The 16263-nt window shown below is 39.5% G+C and carries 17 protein-coding genes, 1 tRNA gene and 2 pseudogenes; 13 read left to right on the forward strand and 7 right to left on the reverse strand.

The features are described 5' to 3' along the window. Positions 1-6 precede the first annotated feature (6 nt). The 3 genes from OO773_RS07665 to fliW form a co-directional block, all read right to left on the reverse strand. The gene (locus tag OO773_RS07665; protein WP_100069270.1) at positions 7-423 is read right to left on the reverse strand and encodes a thiolase family protein; all 417 of its coding nucleotides are present in this window, start codon (positions 421-423) and stop codon (positions 7-9) included. Positions 424-517: 94 nt separating this feature from the next. After that, positions 518-1288, reverse strand: a complete 771-nt coding sequence (gene proC, locus OO773_RS07670; RefSeq protein WP_218013465.1) for a pyrroline-5-carboxylate reductase — start codon at positions 1286-1288, stop codon at positions 518-520. After that, positions 1281-1685 (reverse strand): flagellar assembly protein FliW, encoded by a 405-nt coding sequence (fliW, locus tag OO773_RS07675; protein WP_006564499.1) that lies wholly within the window; start codon positions 1683-1685, stop codon positions 1281-1283. Before fliW ends, proC begins: the two co-directional genes overlap by 8 nt. 128 nt (positions 1686-1813) lie before the next feature. Here fliW and bamD point away from each other — a divergent pair, with 128 nt between their 5' ends. The 5 genes and pseudogenes from bamD to murB all read left to right on the forward strand — a co-directional run bounded on the left by bamD (position 1814) and on the right by murB (position 6741). After that, entirely contained in the window at positions 1814-2455 is a 642-nt protein-coding gene (bamD, locus tag OO773_RS07680) for an outer membrane protein assembly factor BamD (RefSeq protein ID WP_006564498.1), read from the forward strand. An 8-nt stretch (positions 2456-2463) separates the two neighbouring features. Beyond that, positions 2464-4853 (forward strand): annotated as a pseudogene (lon, locus tag OO773_RS07685) (endopeptidase La). Continuing rightward, complete coding sequence (locus OO773_RS07690; RefSeq protein WP_006564496.1) at positions 4853-5686, forward strand: prephenate dehydrogenase; 834 nt, start codon at positions 4853-4855, stop codon at positions 5684-5686. Before lon ends, OO773_RS07690 begins: the two are co-directional and overlap by 1 nt. 8 nt (positions 5687-5694) lie before the next feature. Further along, a complete protein-coding gene (gene fliQ / locus OO773_RS07695) occupies positions 5695-5931 on the forward strand; it encodes a flagellar biosynthesis protein FliQ (protein WP_264828518.1) in 237 nt (78 codons plus the stop codon). Positions 5932-6026: 95 nt separating this feature from the next. Beyond that, positions 6027-6741 (forward strand): annotated as a pseudogene (murB, locus tag OO773_RS10110) (UDP-N-acetylmuramate dehydrogenase). Positions 6742-6748: 7 nt separating this feature from the next. On the opposite strand, the gene OO773_RS07715 reads toward murB, so the two are convergent. The 4 genes from OO773_RS07715 to rpoD all read right to left on the reverse strand — a co-directional run bounded on the left by OO773_RS07715 (position 6749) and on the right by rpoD (position 11835). Further along, positions 6749-8107, reverse strand: a complete 1359-nt coding sequence (locus tag OO773_RS07715; protein ID WP_006564493.1) for an FAD-dependent oxidoreductase — start codon at positions 8105-8107, stop codon at positions 6749-6751. A gap of 62 nt (positions 8108-8169) precedes the next feature. Further along, entirely contained in the window at positions 8170-9486 is a 1317-nt protein-coding gene (locus tag OO773_RS07720) for an SH3 domain-containing C40 family peptidase (RefSeq protein ID WP_006564492.1), read from the reverse strand. Next, complete coding sequence (locus OO773_RS07725; protein WP_040499202.1) at positions 9479-9940, reverse strand: low molecular weight protein-tyrosine-phosphatase; 462 nt, start codon at positions 9938-9940, stop codon at positions 9479-9481. The genes OO773_RS07720 and OO773_RS07725 overlap by 8 nt, the downstream gene beginning before the upstream one ends. After that, positions 9940-11835 carry an RNA polymerase sigma factor RpoD gene (gene rpoD / locus OO773_RS07730; RefSeq protein WP_176485352.1) on the reverse strand — a complete coding sequence of 632 codons (1896 nt, stop codon included), beginning with the start codon at positions 11833-11835 and terminating at the stop codon, positions 9940-9942. Before rpoD ends, OO773_RS07725 begins: the two co-directional genes overlap by 1 nt. Positions 11836-11990: 155 nt before the next feature. Here rpoD and tatB point away from each other — a divergent pair, with 155 nt between their 5' ends. The 8 genes from tatB (at position 11991) to ureA (ending at position 16250) form a co-directional block, all read left to right on the forward strand. After that, positions 11991-12401: a Sec-independent protein translocase protein TatB gene (gene tatB / locus OO773_RS07735; protein ID WP_006565071.1), complete on the forward strand. Its 411-nt coding sequence runs from the start codon at positions 11991-11993 to the stop codon at positions 12399-12401. Then, positions 12394-13110: a twin-arginine translocase subunit TatC gene (gene tatC, locus OO773_RS07740; RefSeq protein WP_006564489.1), complete on the forward strand. Its 717-nt coding sequence runs from the start codon at positions 12394-12396 to the stop codon at positions 13108-13110. Before tatB ends, tatC begins: the two co-directional genes overlap by 8 nt. Then, positions 13097-14122 (forward strand): tRNA preQ1(34) S-adenosylmethionine ribosyltransferase-isomerase QueA, encoded by a 1026-nt coding sequence (gene queA, locus OO773_RS07745; protein WP_034375512.1) that lies wholly within the window; start codon positions 13097-13099, stop codon positions 14120-14122. The genes tatC and queA overlap by 14 nt, the downstream gene beginning before the upstream one ends. Continuing rightward, a complete protein-coding gene (gene rsmG, locus OO773_RS07750) occupies positions 14119-14658 on the forward strand; it encodes a 16S rRNA (guanine(527)-N(7))-methyltransferase RsmG (RefSeq protein WP_006564487.1) in 540 nt (179 codons plus the stop codon). Before queA ends, rsmG begins: the two co-directional genes overlap by 4 nt. Next, positions 14652-14855 carry a PP0621 family protein gene (locus OO773_RS07755; RefSeq protein ID WP_034375508.1) on the forward strand — a complete coding sequence of 68 codons (204 nt, stop codon included), beginning with the start codon at positions 14652-14654 and terminating at the stop codon, positions 14853-14855. Before rsmG ends, OO773_RS07755 begins: the two co-directional genes overlap by 7 nt. Further along, positions 14855-15268, forward strand: a complete 414-nt coding sequence (locus tag OO773_RS07760) for a hypothetical protein (RefSeq protein ID WP_231102804.1) — start codon at positions 14855-14857, stop codon at positions 15266-15268. The genes OO773_RS07755 and OO773_RS07760 overlap by 1 nt, the downstream gene beginning before the upstream one ends. A gap of 9 nt (positions 15269-15277) precedes the next feature. Beyond that, positions 15278-15365 (forward strand) — tRNA-Ser (locus tag OO773_RS07765). A 174-nt stretch (positions 15366-15539) separates the two neighbouring features. Further along, complete coding sequence (gene ureA / locus OO773_RS07770; RefSeq protein ID WP_034375506.1) at positions 15540-16250, forward strand: urease subunit alpha; 711 nt, start codon at positions 15540-15542, stop codon at positions 16248-16250. Positions 16251-16263 lie beyond the last annotated feature (13 nt).

Consider the following 16263-nt stretch of genomic DNA (forward strand, 5'->3'; position numbering starts at 1 on the left):
TATCCTCTAATTTAGTATCCCCAATTTAAACCCACTCCTACTACCCATTAACAAATGCGGGGCTAAACTCATGTTTTCCATTCCCCCCACTAAAGCCGCCCGTGATCGCCCCAGAGTAATGCTATCAGCCCCTAGCATCACCGATCGCAAACCCGATCCACAAACCTCATTGACTAACATGCACGCTACAGATTTAGGCAAATTCGCATGCAAGGCCACCTGTCTAGCTGGGGCTTGTTTGAGTCCAGCACTAATGACATTGCCTACAATGCAAGTATCTACTAAACTACCATTAAACCCACTTTCCTTAAGTGCCTCTTTAGCAACTAAACTTGCTAGAGTGGTGGCAGGTATGCTAGATAGAGTGCCCCCTAGTGATCCAATGGGTGAACGCTTGGCGCCATAAATATAAACCTCTTGCATGTCTGCCTTTCTATATCAAAGTGTAATATTATAGTATAGAGAGGTAACAAAGTTTGGTTAATGATAAAAAGTATAGGCTATTTTCTAATAGATTTTAGCGGTACTTGTTAACAGCAGCATGGCAGGCTTGCATTAGCGCTCCTCTCACCCCTCTATCTTCTAGCACGCTTAGACCCTCAATACTTGCCCCTCCGGGAGTACAAATAGCGGTGGTGATGTCTTGGGGGCTTTGTGTGGTTAGTAAAGAGGCAAAGCCTTCAAAACTTCTCTGTACAAGTCTAAATGCCTGTTTATAAGAAAGCCCTTCTCTAACTCCTGCATCAATAAGACCTTGGGCTACTAGACTTAAAAAAGCTAAAGAACTCCCATTAGTCGCCATAGAAGCATCAATGAGGTGTTCTTTATCTACGCTAACAACTGAGCCAAAACATTCTAAAAGGGTTACTAGGTGTGGGGTTTGTGGGGTGTTAGCAGGTTCTAAGTACATGGTTGTTGCAGATAAACCCATAGAAGCGGCAATATTGGGCATAAAGCGCACAAACACATTAGCAGTAAGATGTTGTTTAAGTGTTGCAATGCTAACACCGGCTAAGGCGCTTAAAACAGCATTGGCTACACCGGTATAGGTGAACTGGTTAAAAGCATAAGGTTTAAGGGTTAAAAAAACCACCATATCATCTACACAAATGGTATTACAGGCTTTGAGTTTGATAAAATCTAAACCTTCTTGTTTTAAAAAGAGTTCAATGTTAGCGGGGTTTCTACCGGCTATTATGATGTTTTGTTGCGGGTTTAAGAAAGCGCGCATGCCTTTTAAAATCGCTTGAGTCATGTGGCCATAACCAATAAAGAGTAAATTATTCATGGACGGGTTGCTTTTCTTGGTAGAAGTTAGAAATTTTTTCAGAAATTTGATACCGGGGGTATTTGGTGCTATCTAAAATGACTTGAGCCATGAGTTGGTGATCAAAATTAAAGACTAAAGGCGCTAAGAAATTAATGGTAGATTCTTTAAGGGGGGTTTTAATGACCATGATATTAGCGATCAAAATATTTTTAGCTTTATCTAAATTAAGTAGAAGTTGCAAGGCTAGGGGGATTTCAAATTCATAAGCGCGCAGGGCAAAGGGATTAACTAAAGTAAAAGTTGGCGTGGGTGCATCTGTATTACGCAAGCGCATGAAAATTTCATCAATTTTTTCTAAGTCCATTGTATGAACATGTTCAAAACCCAAAATAGGGGATTTTACACTAAAATGCATCCCAGTCCTTGAAATAATTTATGCGCTTGGTTTATTAAGGATTTTACTACAATCCACACCGAAAAATCAATTAGTAACCTATGGGATTTTTGGTATAATGGTGGTTTCTAAGCAGATTAAGGAATGAAATGCGTATATTTTGGTGTTCACTGGCTTTTACAATCCTATTTTTAGGGTGTGCTAAAAAGGCTAAAGAATCCATCTATAACCGCCCGGCAATCTTTTGGTATCAGGGTATTTTGCGTGAAATTTTATTCTTAAACTTAGAAACAGCGGATAATTACTACTCGTCTTTACAAAGCGAGCATATTAATTCGCCCCTAGTGCCAGATGCCATGATTGCCTTAGGGCAAGCCCATTTGAAAAAGAAAGAGTTTGTATTGGCTGAGTACTATTTTGATGAATACATCAAGAGATTTGGCAACCAAAGTAATATTGATTATCTGAAGTTTTTAAAGTTGCAGGCGCGCTACTATGCCTTTAAAAACCACAGCAAAGATCAAGAATTCATGTCTAATACACTTGGTATGTTAAATGACTTTGTGGATAAATACCCCCATAGCCGTTTTCTTAACCAGGTAGAATACATGCAAGTTAAGTTTATTTTAGGGCAAAATGAGCTTAACCGCGCAATTGCTAATGTGTATCGCAAGCGCCACCAAAAAGAAGGAGTCAAGCGTTATATGGAACGCGTAGATGAGGTTTTAGAAAAAGAAACACATCCCAAGAAATCTTACATGCCTTGGTATGTGGCAATATTTAACTGGTAAGGGTGAAAATGACAGATAAGTTTCCCAGCGTTGTACCTGTGATCATTGAAGAGGATACTTTCATGTATCCTTTCATGATTGCACCTATTTTTATCCATAGTGAAGCTAATATTAAAGCAGCTAATAAAGCGACTCAAGAAAAAAACGATCTTGTCTTTGTAAGTTGTGTGAAAGCTAATCACGATGGCTTAGATCAAAATAAGTTTTATGATGTGGGGGTGATTGGCTCGATTGTGCGTAAAGTGGTTTTACCAGATAATCGCATGAAAATTTTGTTTCAAGGGATTTGTAAAGGAAAAGTGTTAGCCATTGAGTCTCAAGACCCTTTAGAGGCAATGGTAGATGTGATCACTTATAAAGAATACGACACCGATAAAATTAACGCAATGGTTGATATTTTAAAAGAAAAAGTGGCTAATCTAGCTAATATCAGCCAGTTTTTTCCACCAGATTTACTCAAGGCCATTGATGATAATAGCGATCCAAACCGCATTGTGGATTTAGTAGCCTCTGCCTTGCGGCTAAAACGCGATCAATCCTATGCCCTTTTTGCCAACGATGATACAGAGTGGCGTTTGTTAAATCTCATTGATTTAGTGATGGAGGAGATTAAAACCCAAAAATTACAAAAAGAGATTAAAAGCAAGGTGCATAGCAAAATGGAGCAGGTTAATAAGGAGTATTTTCTTAAAGAACAGCTCAAACAAATCCAAAAAGAATTGGGCATTGATAAGCAACGCGATGAGGAAATCCAAGAGTACACCCAAAAGCTCAACGCTATTGAACCTTTTATCACTAAAGAAATACACAAGGAAATTAAAAAACAAATTGAACGACTCAGCCGTATCCACCAAGACAGTTCAGATGTAGGGATTTTGCAAAATTACATTGAATGGGTACTGGATATTCCCTTTGGGCAATATAGCCAAAAAAAGCTCTCTATTAAGGAGGTAGAAAAACAACTCAATATTGATCACTATAGCTTAGAAAAACCCAAAGAGCGCATCGTGGAATACTTTGCCACAATGGAATTATTGCGCTTAAGAAAACAGGAAAATAAAGATATTAAGGGTACGATTTTATGTTTTTATGGCCCCCCTGGTGTGGGTAAAACAAGCTTAGCTAATTCCATTGCGAAGGCCATTGGTCGCCCACTTGTGCGCATTGCCTTAGGAGGGTTAGAAGATGTTAATGAGTTAAGAGGGCACCGGCGTACTTATTTGGGTTCTATGCCCGGGCGTATTGTACAGGGTTTGATTGAAGCAAAAAGATGGATTGTGTGATGGTTTTAGATGAAATTGATAAGGTAGATAGAAGTATACGAGGCGATCCAGCTAGCGCGCTTTTAGAAATTTTAGATCCAGAACAAAACACCAACTTTAGAGATTATTACACGAATTTTAATGTAGATCTCTCTAAAGTTATTTTTATCGCTACGGCTAATGATATTGCTACTATCCCCGCTCCGCTGCGCGATCGCTTAGAATTTATCAGTGTCTCTAGCTACACACCACAGGAAAAAGAACAAATTGCGGCTAACTACCTCATTCCTCAAGAGCTTAAAAAACATGCGCTTAAACCAACTGAGGTGGTGTTTAAACCGGAGGCTATCAAGCTTTTGATTGAAAAATACACCCGCGAGGCTGGGGTAAGAGGTTTGCGGCGCACGATTGCTACAATCATGCGTAAATGTGCTAAAAAGATTTTACACACCAAACAAGAAGATGAAAAGAAAAGAAGCAGAAAAATTACAATCACGGAGGAAAATATCCCTGAATTCCTAGACAAAATTGTTTTTGAAATCGATCCGATAGATAAAGAGGACGCGATAGGAATTGTCAATGGTTTAGCATGGACAAGTGTAGGCGGAGATGTGCTAAAGATTGAAGCGATTAAAATCAAGGGCAAGGGTAATTTAAAACTAACAGGGAGTTTAGGCGAAGTGATGAAAGAATCGGCTTATATCGCGCATTCTGTGGTTAAGTTGCTTTTAGATGAGGAAGTGATCAACGCTAAGAAGAAAAAAGCTAAAGAGAGCAAGATTTATAATCTCTATGATATTCATTTGCATGTACCAGAGGGTGCAACCCCTAAAGATGGCCCTAGTGCGGGTATTACAATGGCTACTAGTATTGCTTCTATCTTGTGTGAAAAAAAGGTACGCTCAGATGTGGCAATGACAGGAGAATTAACTTTAAGCGGGCGGGTACTACCTATTGGTGGGCTTAAAGAAAAACTCATTGCTAGTTTTAAGGCTGGTATTAAAACTGCCTTGATTCCTGAGAAAAACTACAAAAGAGACCTTAAAGATATTCCACAAGAAGTCCAAGATCACATGGAAATTAAAGCGGTGCAGACAATTGAAGATGTTTTAAGCGTTGCTTTGATCAATCATTAATGCAAGTTGGTATTATCGGGCTAGGCTTAATGGGGGGATCGATGGGGCTGGCCTTGCAAGAGGTGCGCGCACAACTAGGTATCAAGCGCATTTTAGGCTATGATAATAATCCCTTACATGCACAAATGGCGCTTAATCTCGGGCTAGTAGAGGAGTGTGTGGACTTAGTAAGCATAAGAGCATGCCAAGTACTCTTTTTGGCCATTCCTTTAGATGGGATTATTCAAAGCTTGCAACAATTAGAAATTAGTCAAGAAACAACTGTAATTGAGCTAGGCGGGGCTAAGATGCAAATTATTAAATCTATTCCGCCTAAAATCCGCTCACAGGTTATCACTAGCCACCCTATGTGTGGAACGGAGTTTTATGGCCCCAAAGCCGCATTAAAAGGGTTATACCGCCATAAAATTGTCATCTTAGTAGATTGTGAGCAAAATGAAGCCAAACACTTAGAACGGGCTAAGGATATTTTTAGCGCCATTGGCATGCAAATGGTAGAAATGGATGCGCAATCTCATGATAGCCATATTTCTTTTGTAAGCCACTTACCCCATGTAATTAGTTATGCGCTTGCTAATGTTGTACTCTCTCAAAAAAGCCCACAGACTATTTTATCTTTAGCTGCAGGCGGATTTAAAGACATGAGTAGGCTTTCTAAAAGTTCGCCTATCATGTGGAAAAGCGTATTTAAACAAAACCAACAGCATATTTTAGAGGCTATGGAGATTTTTATTAAAGAGATCAACCACGCTAAATCTATGTTAGAGAAACAAGATTATGAGGCCATGCAAGAGTGGATGGCATGTGCTAACAAATTACAAGAATTCATGTAGGAGTTATTATGGAAGCCCAGTTAATGAAACTAGCCATTGAAACCTACAAAATTACCTTGATGACTTCTTTACCCGTCTTGCTAGTAGGCCTAGTGGTGGGGCTACTTGTAAGCATTTTTCAAGCCACTACCCAAATTAATGAAATGACTCTTTCTTTTGTGCCTAAGATTTTAGCCGTGATTGCCGTGATTATTTTAACAATGCCTTGGATGTTAAACATGCTCTTAGACTACACCTCCACCTAAGCGTTTTTCAATTTTTTTGACCTTGAAGTTAAAAAATACATGGTTTTGAGGCTTAATTTGCATGGCCTCTTCAACAAAACTTTGGAAAGGTTAAAGTGAGGGTGATTAAGCAATGTGGGGATTATGCGGGCTTATTCATCATAGGTTTAGCCAATAACCTTTTAGTCTCTTCTAGCGCTAAAAATTTGGCTATGTTAGATACTTGTTTTGATTACATTGTAGATTGTGGTTAAATTTCTTGAAATTCTTCATACCGCTTAGCAATAAAGGCACATTCTTTATCGCCCACTCCAATAGCCATCTTTTGCATTTCAAAAATTACCTTGTTTTGTAACTCTTTATTGAGTGCATAATGGCGCACTTTATAAGCGGCTAGTTTGACCTTGCGCGCCTTTTGTGCTGTGTAGTAATGGCAAATGGTTAGTGGTAGAGGATTTACATCTAACTTACCGTTCTAGCCAGATTGTAGGTGTTATTTTTAAAGTGCGCCTGAAAAAGATCCCGGGGTTTCGTATAGAAGTGCTTAAAGCATGCATGATCATGCGTAAAAACCACCCTAAAAAGCCTAGTTTTGGGAGTTGTTTTAAAAATCCACCCGGAGATTTTGCGGGGCGGTTACTAGAAATGACCGGGTTAAGAGGTTTTAATTTAGAGCATGTGGGTTTTGCAAGCACCCATGCTAACTTTTTAATTAATCTAGGGGGCGCTCACTTTGAGGAAGCGATAAAACTCATTGCCTTAGCCAAAGAGCGCGTTTTAAACGCCTTTGGCATCATCTTAGAAGAAGAAGTGTGTATAGTGGGGCTTTAAAATTCCTCTAATTAAGTGTCTCTAATTCTTCAGGCGATAAATCTTGATAAAAACGCTCCAAATGAAAATCAACGCCTAAATATTTCGTAATTTCTTGAGAGTCCACTAATGCATTTTCTAAACAACTAGTTGCGCCCGGGGAGGGAGTCATGTTAAAAGTAATGCCCTGATGAGTCATTACCTTTTTTTCACCTAATTCTAATTTTTTCTTGGTGCGATCCAACACCTGAGGGCGTACTTCACCAAATCCATGCGCATAATGTAAATCGCTTAAAGACAAAGAAGGAATGATCTTGCGCGCATCGTGTAAGAATTTGCGTTTACCAACATAAGGGATTTCAAAAACCATGTTTTTAAACACATAATTTCTAATATCTTTTTCAGAAAAAAGATCAAAGACAATACCTAAAACATCTTTATTACAATCCATTTTGAAAAGTTCCCAACTAATTCCCCCTAAAAGGCATTTATTGCGCTCTAACTTGGGCATGGCTAAAGCAGTGGGTCCAATGCGGGTTTTTCCTTTAATCACCACATCTGGATCGCCATGCAAAGCAGCAAAGGGGAGTTTAGGGTTTTGCACGGTATAAACCTTACCGCGTAGTAAATCAGGGACAAAGTAAAAACTCCCCGCCACAGGTAAACAACCCAAATCCAGACCATAACCCATAGACTGGGCTAGGGGCAAAGAGTAAGAACCGGCATTGACGAGTACAAACTTAGCATAGATTTCATCAGATTCATGGGAGATAAGCGCCCAATCGCCTAAGCGTTTTTCAATTTTTTTGACCTTGAAGTTAAAAAATACATGGTTTTGAGGCTTAATTTGCATGGCCTCTTCAACAAAACTTTGGCTTAAAAGAGCAAAATTCATCGCACACCAATCTTTTTCAAACCCACTTCCCACCACATTTTCGGGGCGATCTAGACCGTGATCTTCAACAATCACATTAGGTTCAATTTCCTTTACATTAGCCTTATCAAAAAAAGTTAGTCCGGGATAAATTTCTTGAAATTCTTCATACCGCTTAGCAATAAAGGCACATTCTTTATCGCCCACTCCAATAGCCATCTTTTGCATTTCAAAAATTACCTTGTTTTGTAACTCTTTATTGAGTGCATAATGGCGCACTTTATAAGCGGCTAGTTTGACCTTGCGCGCCTTTTGTGCTGTGTAGTTGGTTTCAATAGAGCCATCATGGATAGTTTGTGAATTGGCTTTAGCATTAGAGCTAACTTTAGCCAACGCCCCATTTCTTTCTACAATCGCAATTCTTTTAAGATCGGTGTATTGACTTAACACCCAAAAGGCTGCACACCCAGAAACACCACCCCCCACAATCACCACATCAAACTCATTATTCATCGCTTTCCCTTTTACGCAGAATGGCGGATTTTAGCATGTTTTATACCCAAACAATTTAACCATTAAAGACTTTGGGGTGTATCGGGTAAATTAATGGCATAGTTATATAAATCTGACATGCCTCGTATGCGATCAATGAGTAAATTTGAATGGGCTAATAACCCTTGGTGTTCTTTACCTAGTTTAAGGGTTGTGATCACCGCTTTACCAATATTATAAGTGTGTTTTTTAGATAGCCTAGAAACAGAGATAGCCCACACATTATGCGCAACAATGGCTCTTCTGTGGCGTACGCCTAAATAAAGCATAATATGCCCCTTGAGCCAAAGGATAGTAGCAAAGGGGGTAGCATGTTTGATAATGTAGGCTTCTTTATTCCTTGCTTTCATATGGCTTAAATCCACCATGTTATTTGCATAACGCACCTGAGCAAGGGAATTTCTGGGTAGTAAAATACCAAAATTAGCAAAACTATCTCTAGTAAAGGCTGAACAATCGCGGTTTTGATTGGCTCCCCCCCAGCCATATTTTTGGCCTAGCATGGTATCAATCACAGCTGCCATTACTCTAGTATTAAGAGGTCTGGGGAAAGTTGTGAATTTTTTAGAGTCCATGTAAGTGGGGACAAGTTTAACAAATCCATTTGTATCTTTAGCGTAGGTATAAACCTGTGTAAGCATATGGGGTACTTGGGCAAAAATTTCGCCCATGTGTGCATAGCTTACAAAATGCCCATAAGAATCGTGTAAGGGGATCTTATCTTGGGTGGGAGTGAGGTAGTTTTTAAAGTTTAAAATTTCTTTAATTGTATCAGGGGCAATGCGGGCTAGATTTTCTACTTTGACCCACCCATAAACAAAACTACTTTGGATATGCGCGTAGGTTTTAGTGGTATTGTAATGGGTGATAAGCACCGGTGTACCCGCAAAGATCATGGAATTTTGCCAGCGATCAAAGGGATAATCATCTTTGCTACGGTAATAAGCCATATCTGTAGGCACAGCGCGTACAGAGCTATCAGTAACTACAATGGCCTTAATTGCAACACTAGGATAATGGGCAGTATCCATACTCTTAAAAAGATCTTGCAGGGTTTTTAGATCATAAGGTTCTCCCCCCTCTTTATATCCTATTGTATTCAAAGTATCTTGCATCCAAAAAACTTCTTTTTGATCTTGCATTATGGCCATATCCACCCAAGGGGAATACCATTGTTTTAGATAAAGAGTTTTAAGTTTTTTTCTAGATGGAGAGGGTAGGCTGTGTTTGGGTAAATAATAAGTGGCCTTTTGGGGGAGTTTAAGAAGATCAAGCAGGGGCTTTTCTTTGGCAGACACGCCAACACATAACGCTAAAACAAGAAGGATTATTCTAAGCATGGTAGTTAGAAAGCAAGGTTTTTACGCCCAGATCAATCATTTTATAGACCTCTTCTAAATCTTTCTCTTGAGTGAAAGTGTAGGGGTCTGGAATATCCACACCACCTAATCCAAAATCCCCCAGTTTATAGACATGTAAATGAGAGATATGGAGATCACTTAGGGCTTTAATATTACTAGCATCCATTGCAATGATCCAATCATAAGAATTAGCTAGACTTTGCGTGATAGGCTTGCTTTTAAAGTGAGCGATGTTGATTCCGTGTTTTTGAGCGAGCTTGATAATGGGTGGGTGGGGTGGTTGACCCTGATGAAAAGAAGAGATACCCGCAGCATCTACTCTTAAATTTAAACCCTTAGCCCTGATGATGCATTCAGCAATACCCAGAGCCAACATGGAGCGGCAAATATTGCCCAAGCACAAAAATAAAAGACTCTGGGGCGGGGTTGTCATCAGATACGCAAATAACTTCTAAGCAAACGGCCATACTGAGGACTGCGCAATTTCTTAATCGCGCTGCTTTCAATTTGGCGCACCCGCTCTCTGGTTACATTGAGCTCTTTACCAATTTCTTCTAAAGTGCGATCGCTCTCATCTTCTAACAGACCAAAGCGCATGCGAATCACTGATTTTTCGCGCTCATTGAGCTGATCAAGCACGCCATCAATTTGGGCTTTCAAGTCTTCGCGCATGATGTGCTCCATAGAACCAACCACATTTTTATCCTCCACAAAATCCCCAAACTTGCCATCATCGTCATTACCCACTGGCGATTCTAAACTAATGGGCTCTTTAGTGATTTTAATCACATTTCTCACTTTATCCAGAGGCAAACCCACCTCCTTAGCCACTAAATCCAAATCTGGCTCTTTGCCATTTTCTTGCATGTATTTGCGCATGACTTTATTAATGCGGTTAATGGTGTCTATCATATGGATAGGAATGCGGATTGTGCGGGCTTGATCGGCAATCGCGCGGCTAATAGCCTGCTTGATCCACCAAGTGGCATAAGTAGAAAACTTGTAGTTTTTCTCATGCTCAAACTTATCTACGGCCTTCATCAGGCCAATATTGCCCTCTTGAATGAGATCTAAAAAGGGTAGCCCGCGTGAAGTGTAGCGTTTAGCAATGCTCACCACCAAGCGCAAATTAGAGCGCGCCATTTTATTTTTAGCCCTGTCTGAAATCAATTTGCCCCGTTTGATTTGGCTTAAAATTTCTTTTAATTTACTAGGTTCTAAATTAAACCCGTCCTTACTAGCTTCTTTAGTTTGGAAAAGCTTTTTAATCTCCATATAAACACCAATCATGGTTGCCTCTGGCATCATCGCAATGATTTCCTCACGGCTCATTGTGGTGATATTTTTGAGGATATTTTTATGGTTTTCAATCAAGCTTTCATTGAATAAAGAGAGTTTATATTCTAGCCGTTTTAATTCCTTTTCAAAACCATCATCGCTTTTAAGCGAGGTTTCCATAGCCTTAACTAGCTCATTGATAAGCTTGCTAGTGGGCCCTAAATCGTAGAGCTTTTCTTTAAGAACGCGGCATTTATAAGCTAGAGTTAAGGCGTGTAAAAGTGGATCTTCTTGTTCCTCTACGGGTGTGTTTAAAAGTTTAAGCCATTCTTTTTTAGCCTTGTTTAAAGCTTTAAAACTTTCAAGCACTTCCTCCACCCGCTTTTTATCTTTATCAGAGGAATTTCTTTTAATCTCTGGTGTGTCCTCTTCCTCACTATCCTCTATTTCAACATCTTCATCTTTTTTAGCCATGCTCCCTTCATTATCAAAATTTCTAAACAGCTCTTTTACGCGCCTTTCGCGGTTGATTAAAGCCTCTTTGTAGTTGTAGATAAAATCAATCAAATAGGGCACAGAACAAATGGCATCTAAAATAATATTTTCGCCTAGCTTAATTTGCTTGCTTAAATACACCTCCTCCTCTTTGCTTAGAAGTGGGATTTCACCCATTTCGCGCAAATACATGCGCACAGGGCTATCACTTCTTGACCACTCCGGTAGTTCCTTTTCTTTGATAAAATCTAAGTTTTCCTCTATATCGTATTCTAAGACTTTAGATTTCTTGCGCGAATTTTTATGCTCAAGGGAGGATAAGGAAGTGTGGGCGTACTCAGAGGAGTGGACAAGGGTTTTATGATACTTAGCCACTAGTTCCTTAATTTTTTTGAGCTGAGATGTGGTGGGGATTTTTTGGATCACATCAATAATGCGCTCATAAGAGACGGTAGGATGGGGTTCTTGGAAAAGTTTTTCTAATTTTTCTTGGGGAAAATTCTGCTTAGTAGAGATGCTATTTTTGGTTGCTTTATTAGGGTTTTTGTTTTCCATTTTGGGTATCCTTGAGTTGTGTTTACCAAGTTCCTAGTAGGAACCAACTTTGCCTAGAGAGAAAAGCTTATTTTATTAAAATCTAACTTATAAAAGAATTAAAGATATAAAAGAGTGGTGTGCTATAATGGAGGCGTTTATTAAGTGAGGTGTGTATGTTTGGGATGGGATTTTTTGAGTTAGTGGTGATCGTGGTGGTGGCCATTATTTTTTTAGGGCCTGAAAAATTTCCTCAAGCTATGCTAGACATGGCTAGGTTTTTTAGAGCGGTTAAAAAAGCCCTCAATGAAGCCAAAGAAACCCTAGATAAAGAAATTCACATTGAAGAACTCAAACAAGAATCACTGGAGTATAAAAAGCGCTTTGAGGAAAGCGCTAAACCTCTTATCAATCTCAAGCAAGAACTAGAGGAGGTGCAAGAACTCAAAGAAGTTCAGGATTTTAAAAGCACCCTCACAAGCATTGCTACACAAAATCCATTAGACTCCTTATCTCAAGAAGTAGAGGTAGATGAAAAACCTAAAGTTAGTCTGGAAAAACCCCCTGTAAGTAAGTCCCATGCTTGAGGATCTCAAACCCCACCTAGAGGACCTGCGTAAGCGTTTATTGATCTCTATTGTTGTATTAATTGTGGCATTTGCTCTATGTTTTCATTTTTGGCAAATCATTTTTGAATGGATCAAAACTTCTTATCAAGGTAAATTAATCCAAATCTCACCCATTGAGGGCATTATGGTGGCTATCAAGGTGAGTTTTTTTGCGGCTTTAACGGTGTCTATGCCTGTTATCTTTTGGCAAATGTGGCTTTTTATAGCTCCCGGGCTTTATAAGAATGAAAAAAAGATGGTGTTGCCTTTTGTATTTTTTGGGAGCGTGATGTTTGTCGCTGGGGCGTGTTTTTCTTATTATGTGGTTTTTCCCTTTGTTATCCACTACCTAGCCACCTTTGGAAGTGCCATGTTTGAGGCCAATATTTCAGCTTCTAGTTATGTCAGTTTTTTTATGCAACTGATTTTAGGCTTTGGTATTGCGTTTGAATTGCCCGTATTAGTCTTTTTTCTAGCCAAAATAGGTTTGATCACCGATGAAAGCCTTAAGGGGTTTTTTAAATACGCCATTGTGCTTATCTTTACTATAGCTGCCATTATCACGCCCCCAGATGTGATGAGCCAAATTTTAATGGCTTTGCCTCTTATGGGCCTTTATGGTCTTTCTATTTTGATCGCCAAATGGGTTAATCCTGCCTCCAAAGAAGAAGAAAATGAGCATTCCTAAAGAGTTTCTACGCGCTAGTTATACCTATCATTTGCCAAAGCACCTTATCGCCTCACACCCGATTAAACCCAAAGAGGAGGCAAAGCTTATGATCTATGAGCGCGCTAGAAATCGCCTCACCCATACCACCTTTGCTCATATCTTTGAATTTTTCCCTAAAAATGCGTTGATTGTACTAAATGATACTAAAGTGATTAAGGCTAGATTATTTGGGCGCAAGAAGAGCGGTCATTTAGTAGAAATTTTAATCCACCACCCCAAAGATAACTTTTGTTTAGTACAAATCCGGGGCAAAGTGCATGTAGGCTTAATTTTGCAATTAGATCATGGATATTTTTGCCAAGTGCTAGAGGTACTTTCAAATGGCATGCGTTTGGTGGGCTTTTTCAAAGAATCCGGGCATTTTTTAGAGTGGGTAGAAGTTTTAGATATGCTAGAAATCTTAGGGCATATGCCCATTCCTCCTTATCTTAAACGCGCTGATGAAATTAAAGATTTACAAGATTACCAAAGCGTTTTTGCTAAAAATTTAGGGGCTATCGCTGCACCTACGGCGTCTTTACATTTTTCAGAAAGCACTAAGGCGTATTTACTCTCCCACTTTAAACACGCCTTTTTAACTTTGCATGTAGGCGCGGGCACTTTTTTAGGGGTGGAATGTGAGGATATTAGAGAGCATGGCATGCACTCTGAATTTGTAGACATTCCTTTAATCACACAACAAGCCCTAGATCATGCCCCTTGTATTTTGTGTATCGGTACAACTGCTTTAAGAGCAGTAGAACACTATAAAAGGGGTTTTAAAACGCCTCATTGTAATTTATTCTTGCACGCGGGCAATCCAGTTAAACATGTACAGGCTTTGTTAACTAATTTTCATCTCCCCCAATCTACCTTAATCATGCTAGTAGCCTCCATGTTAGGGCTAGATAAATGTTTAGAGCTCTATAAACAGGCCATTAAACACCACTACCGCTTTTATTCCTATGGCGATGGAATGTTGATCTTATGAATCCCACACTACAACGCTTTGCGACTTTGCTTTTAGAGTGGAATTGTATACACAACTTAAGCGGAGCTAAGAGTTTAGAGGACATAGAAGCACATATTAATGATAGCATTCAGGTTTTAGATTTTATTAAACCCTTTGATACATGTTTAGACATTGGTAGCGGTGCGGGTTTTCCAGCCCTACCCTTAAGTGTATTTTGCCCCCATGCGCGCTTTATTCTAGTAGAGCCCAATATCAAAAAAAGCGCCTTTTTATACCATGTAAAAAACACGCTTGCCCTAGACAATCTGCAGATTAAACGCACCCGGATTCAAACACTCAACCCTTTAGAAATTGAAAAAATGGATTTAATCACCTCTAGAGCCTTAATGCCTACTCAAGATTTACTAGCCTTAGGCATGCCTTTTTTAAAATCCGGTGGGTATTTTTTGTTTTATAAGGGTAGCCAGCTAGCTGGTGAGATCGCCTATAACCCGCATGAGTGCTTTGTATATGGCAAACGGGTTTATTTTTACCATAAAGGAGAGTCATGTTGAAATTCTTACTACTGCTTGCTATTATAGGCGGAATTTTTTGGATCTTGCGATCTAAAAAACCCAAAGAAAATAACTCCCAGCAAGTTGAAAATCTTTTAGAATGTGCTCACTGTAAAACCTATATTTCTAGCCGTGAGGCTTTATTTAGCAATGGGCGCGCGTATTGTAGCCAAAGTTGTTTGCAAAGAGGAATTTAATGTTAGTTTTTGGCCACCCCAAAATCCCATGCCCGCAGTTTGTACGAGTAAAACAAGTAGAACAAATAGCTAAGATTAGCGCTAAACACTGCATTTATTTTAAAGCCTCCGGTGCATATGCCTTTGATTTAGCAAATCACTGCACCAAACAGCAGGTAAAATATGCGGTGGGTATAGAAAATCTTAAAGAATTTGTGTGGATGATAAATTTCAAACCAGCCTATTTAGTGGTTTATAAGAAGCCGGAAAACTACCAAAACTTGGCAGATGACTATTTATTAGACGCGCGGATTTTATGGGTGATTGATCATGAGGAGCAGGTACTTGAGGCGCTTAAAATGAGAATAGATGGGGTGATCTTTAGCCAAATCTTATCATTTAACCCCATAGTTAGCCAAGATATGTTAGAGTAACCGCTTTTTGGAGAGATGTCCGAGCGGTTGAAGGAGCACGCCTGGAACGCGTGTAAGGTGCAAGCCTTCAAGGGTTCGAATCCCTTTCTCTCCGCCATTTTAACCTGTATCTTTCCCCTTTCTTGTTTATTGCATTGATAAGACTAAACTACAATAAATAATATTATCTTTGGTAACAAGAATACCAATATTCGTTAGTCAAAAAAGACTAGAATACGCCCCGTTGGTGGTTTACGCCGTCCAATAAATATTTTATACAGAGGAGTTTAGGATGAAACTAACACCCAAAGAGCTGGACAAGTTAATGCTCCACTATGCGGGCGAATTGGCCAAAAAACGCAAAGAAAAAGGCATTAAATTAAACTACACAGAAACAGTAGCGTTAATTAGTGCCTATGTAATGGAAGAAGCCCGCGCAGGTAAAAAAAGCGTGGCAGATTTGATGCAAGAAGGTAGGAATTTGCTTAAAGCAGATGATGTAATGCCCGGTGTTGCCCATATGATTCATGAAGTGGGCATTGAAGCAAATTTTCCTGATGGAACTAAACTTGTTACCATCCACACTCCCGTAGAAGCTGGAAGCGACAAACACCACCCCGGGGAAGTGATCTTGAAAAACGAAGACATCACTTTAAATGCTGGCAAAGAAGCTATCGAACTCAAAGTAAAAAACACAGGCGATCGCCCTGTACAAGTAGGCTCTCACTTCCATTTCTTTGAAGTTAACAAACTGTTAGACTTTGATCGCGAAAAAGCTTATGGCAAACGACTTGACATCGCCTCTGGTACAGCTGTGCGCTTTGAACCTGGCGAAGAAAAAACCGTGCATTTGATTGATGTAGGCGGCAATAAACGCATCTATGGCTTTAATGCTTTGGTAGATAGACAAGCCGATCACGATGGCAAAAAACTAGCTCTCAAACGCGCAAAAGCAAAACATTTTGGCACTGTTAATTGCGGTTGCGATCACGAAAATAAATAAGGAAAGGACAAGC

Source organism: Helicobacter suis HS1 (genome assembly GCF_026000295.1).
Taxonomy (GTDB): Bacteria; Campylobacterota; Campylobacteria; order Campylobacterales; family Helicobacteraceae; genus Helicobacter; species Helicobacter suis.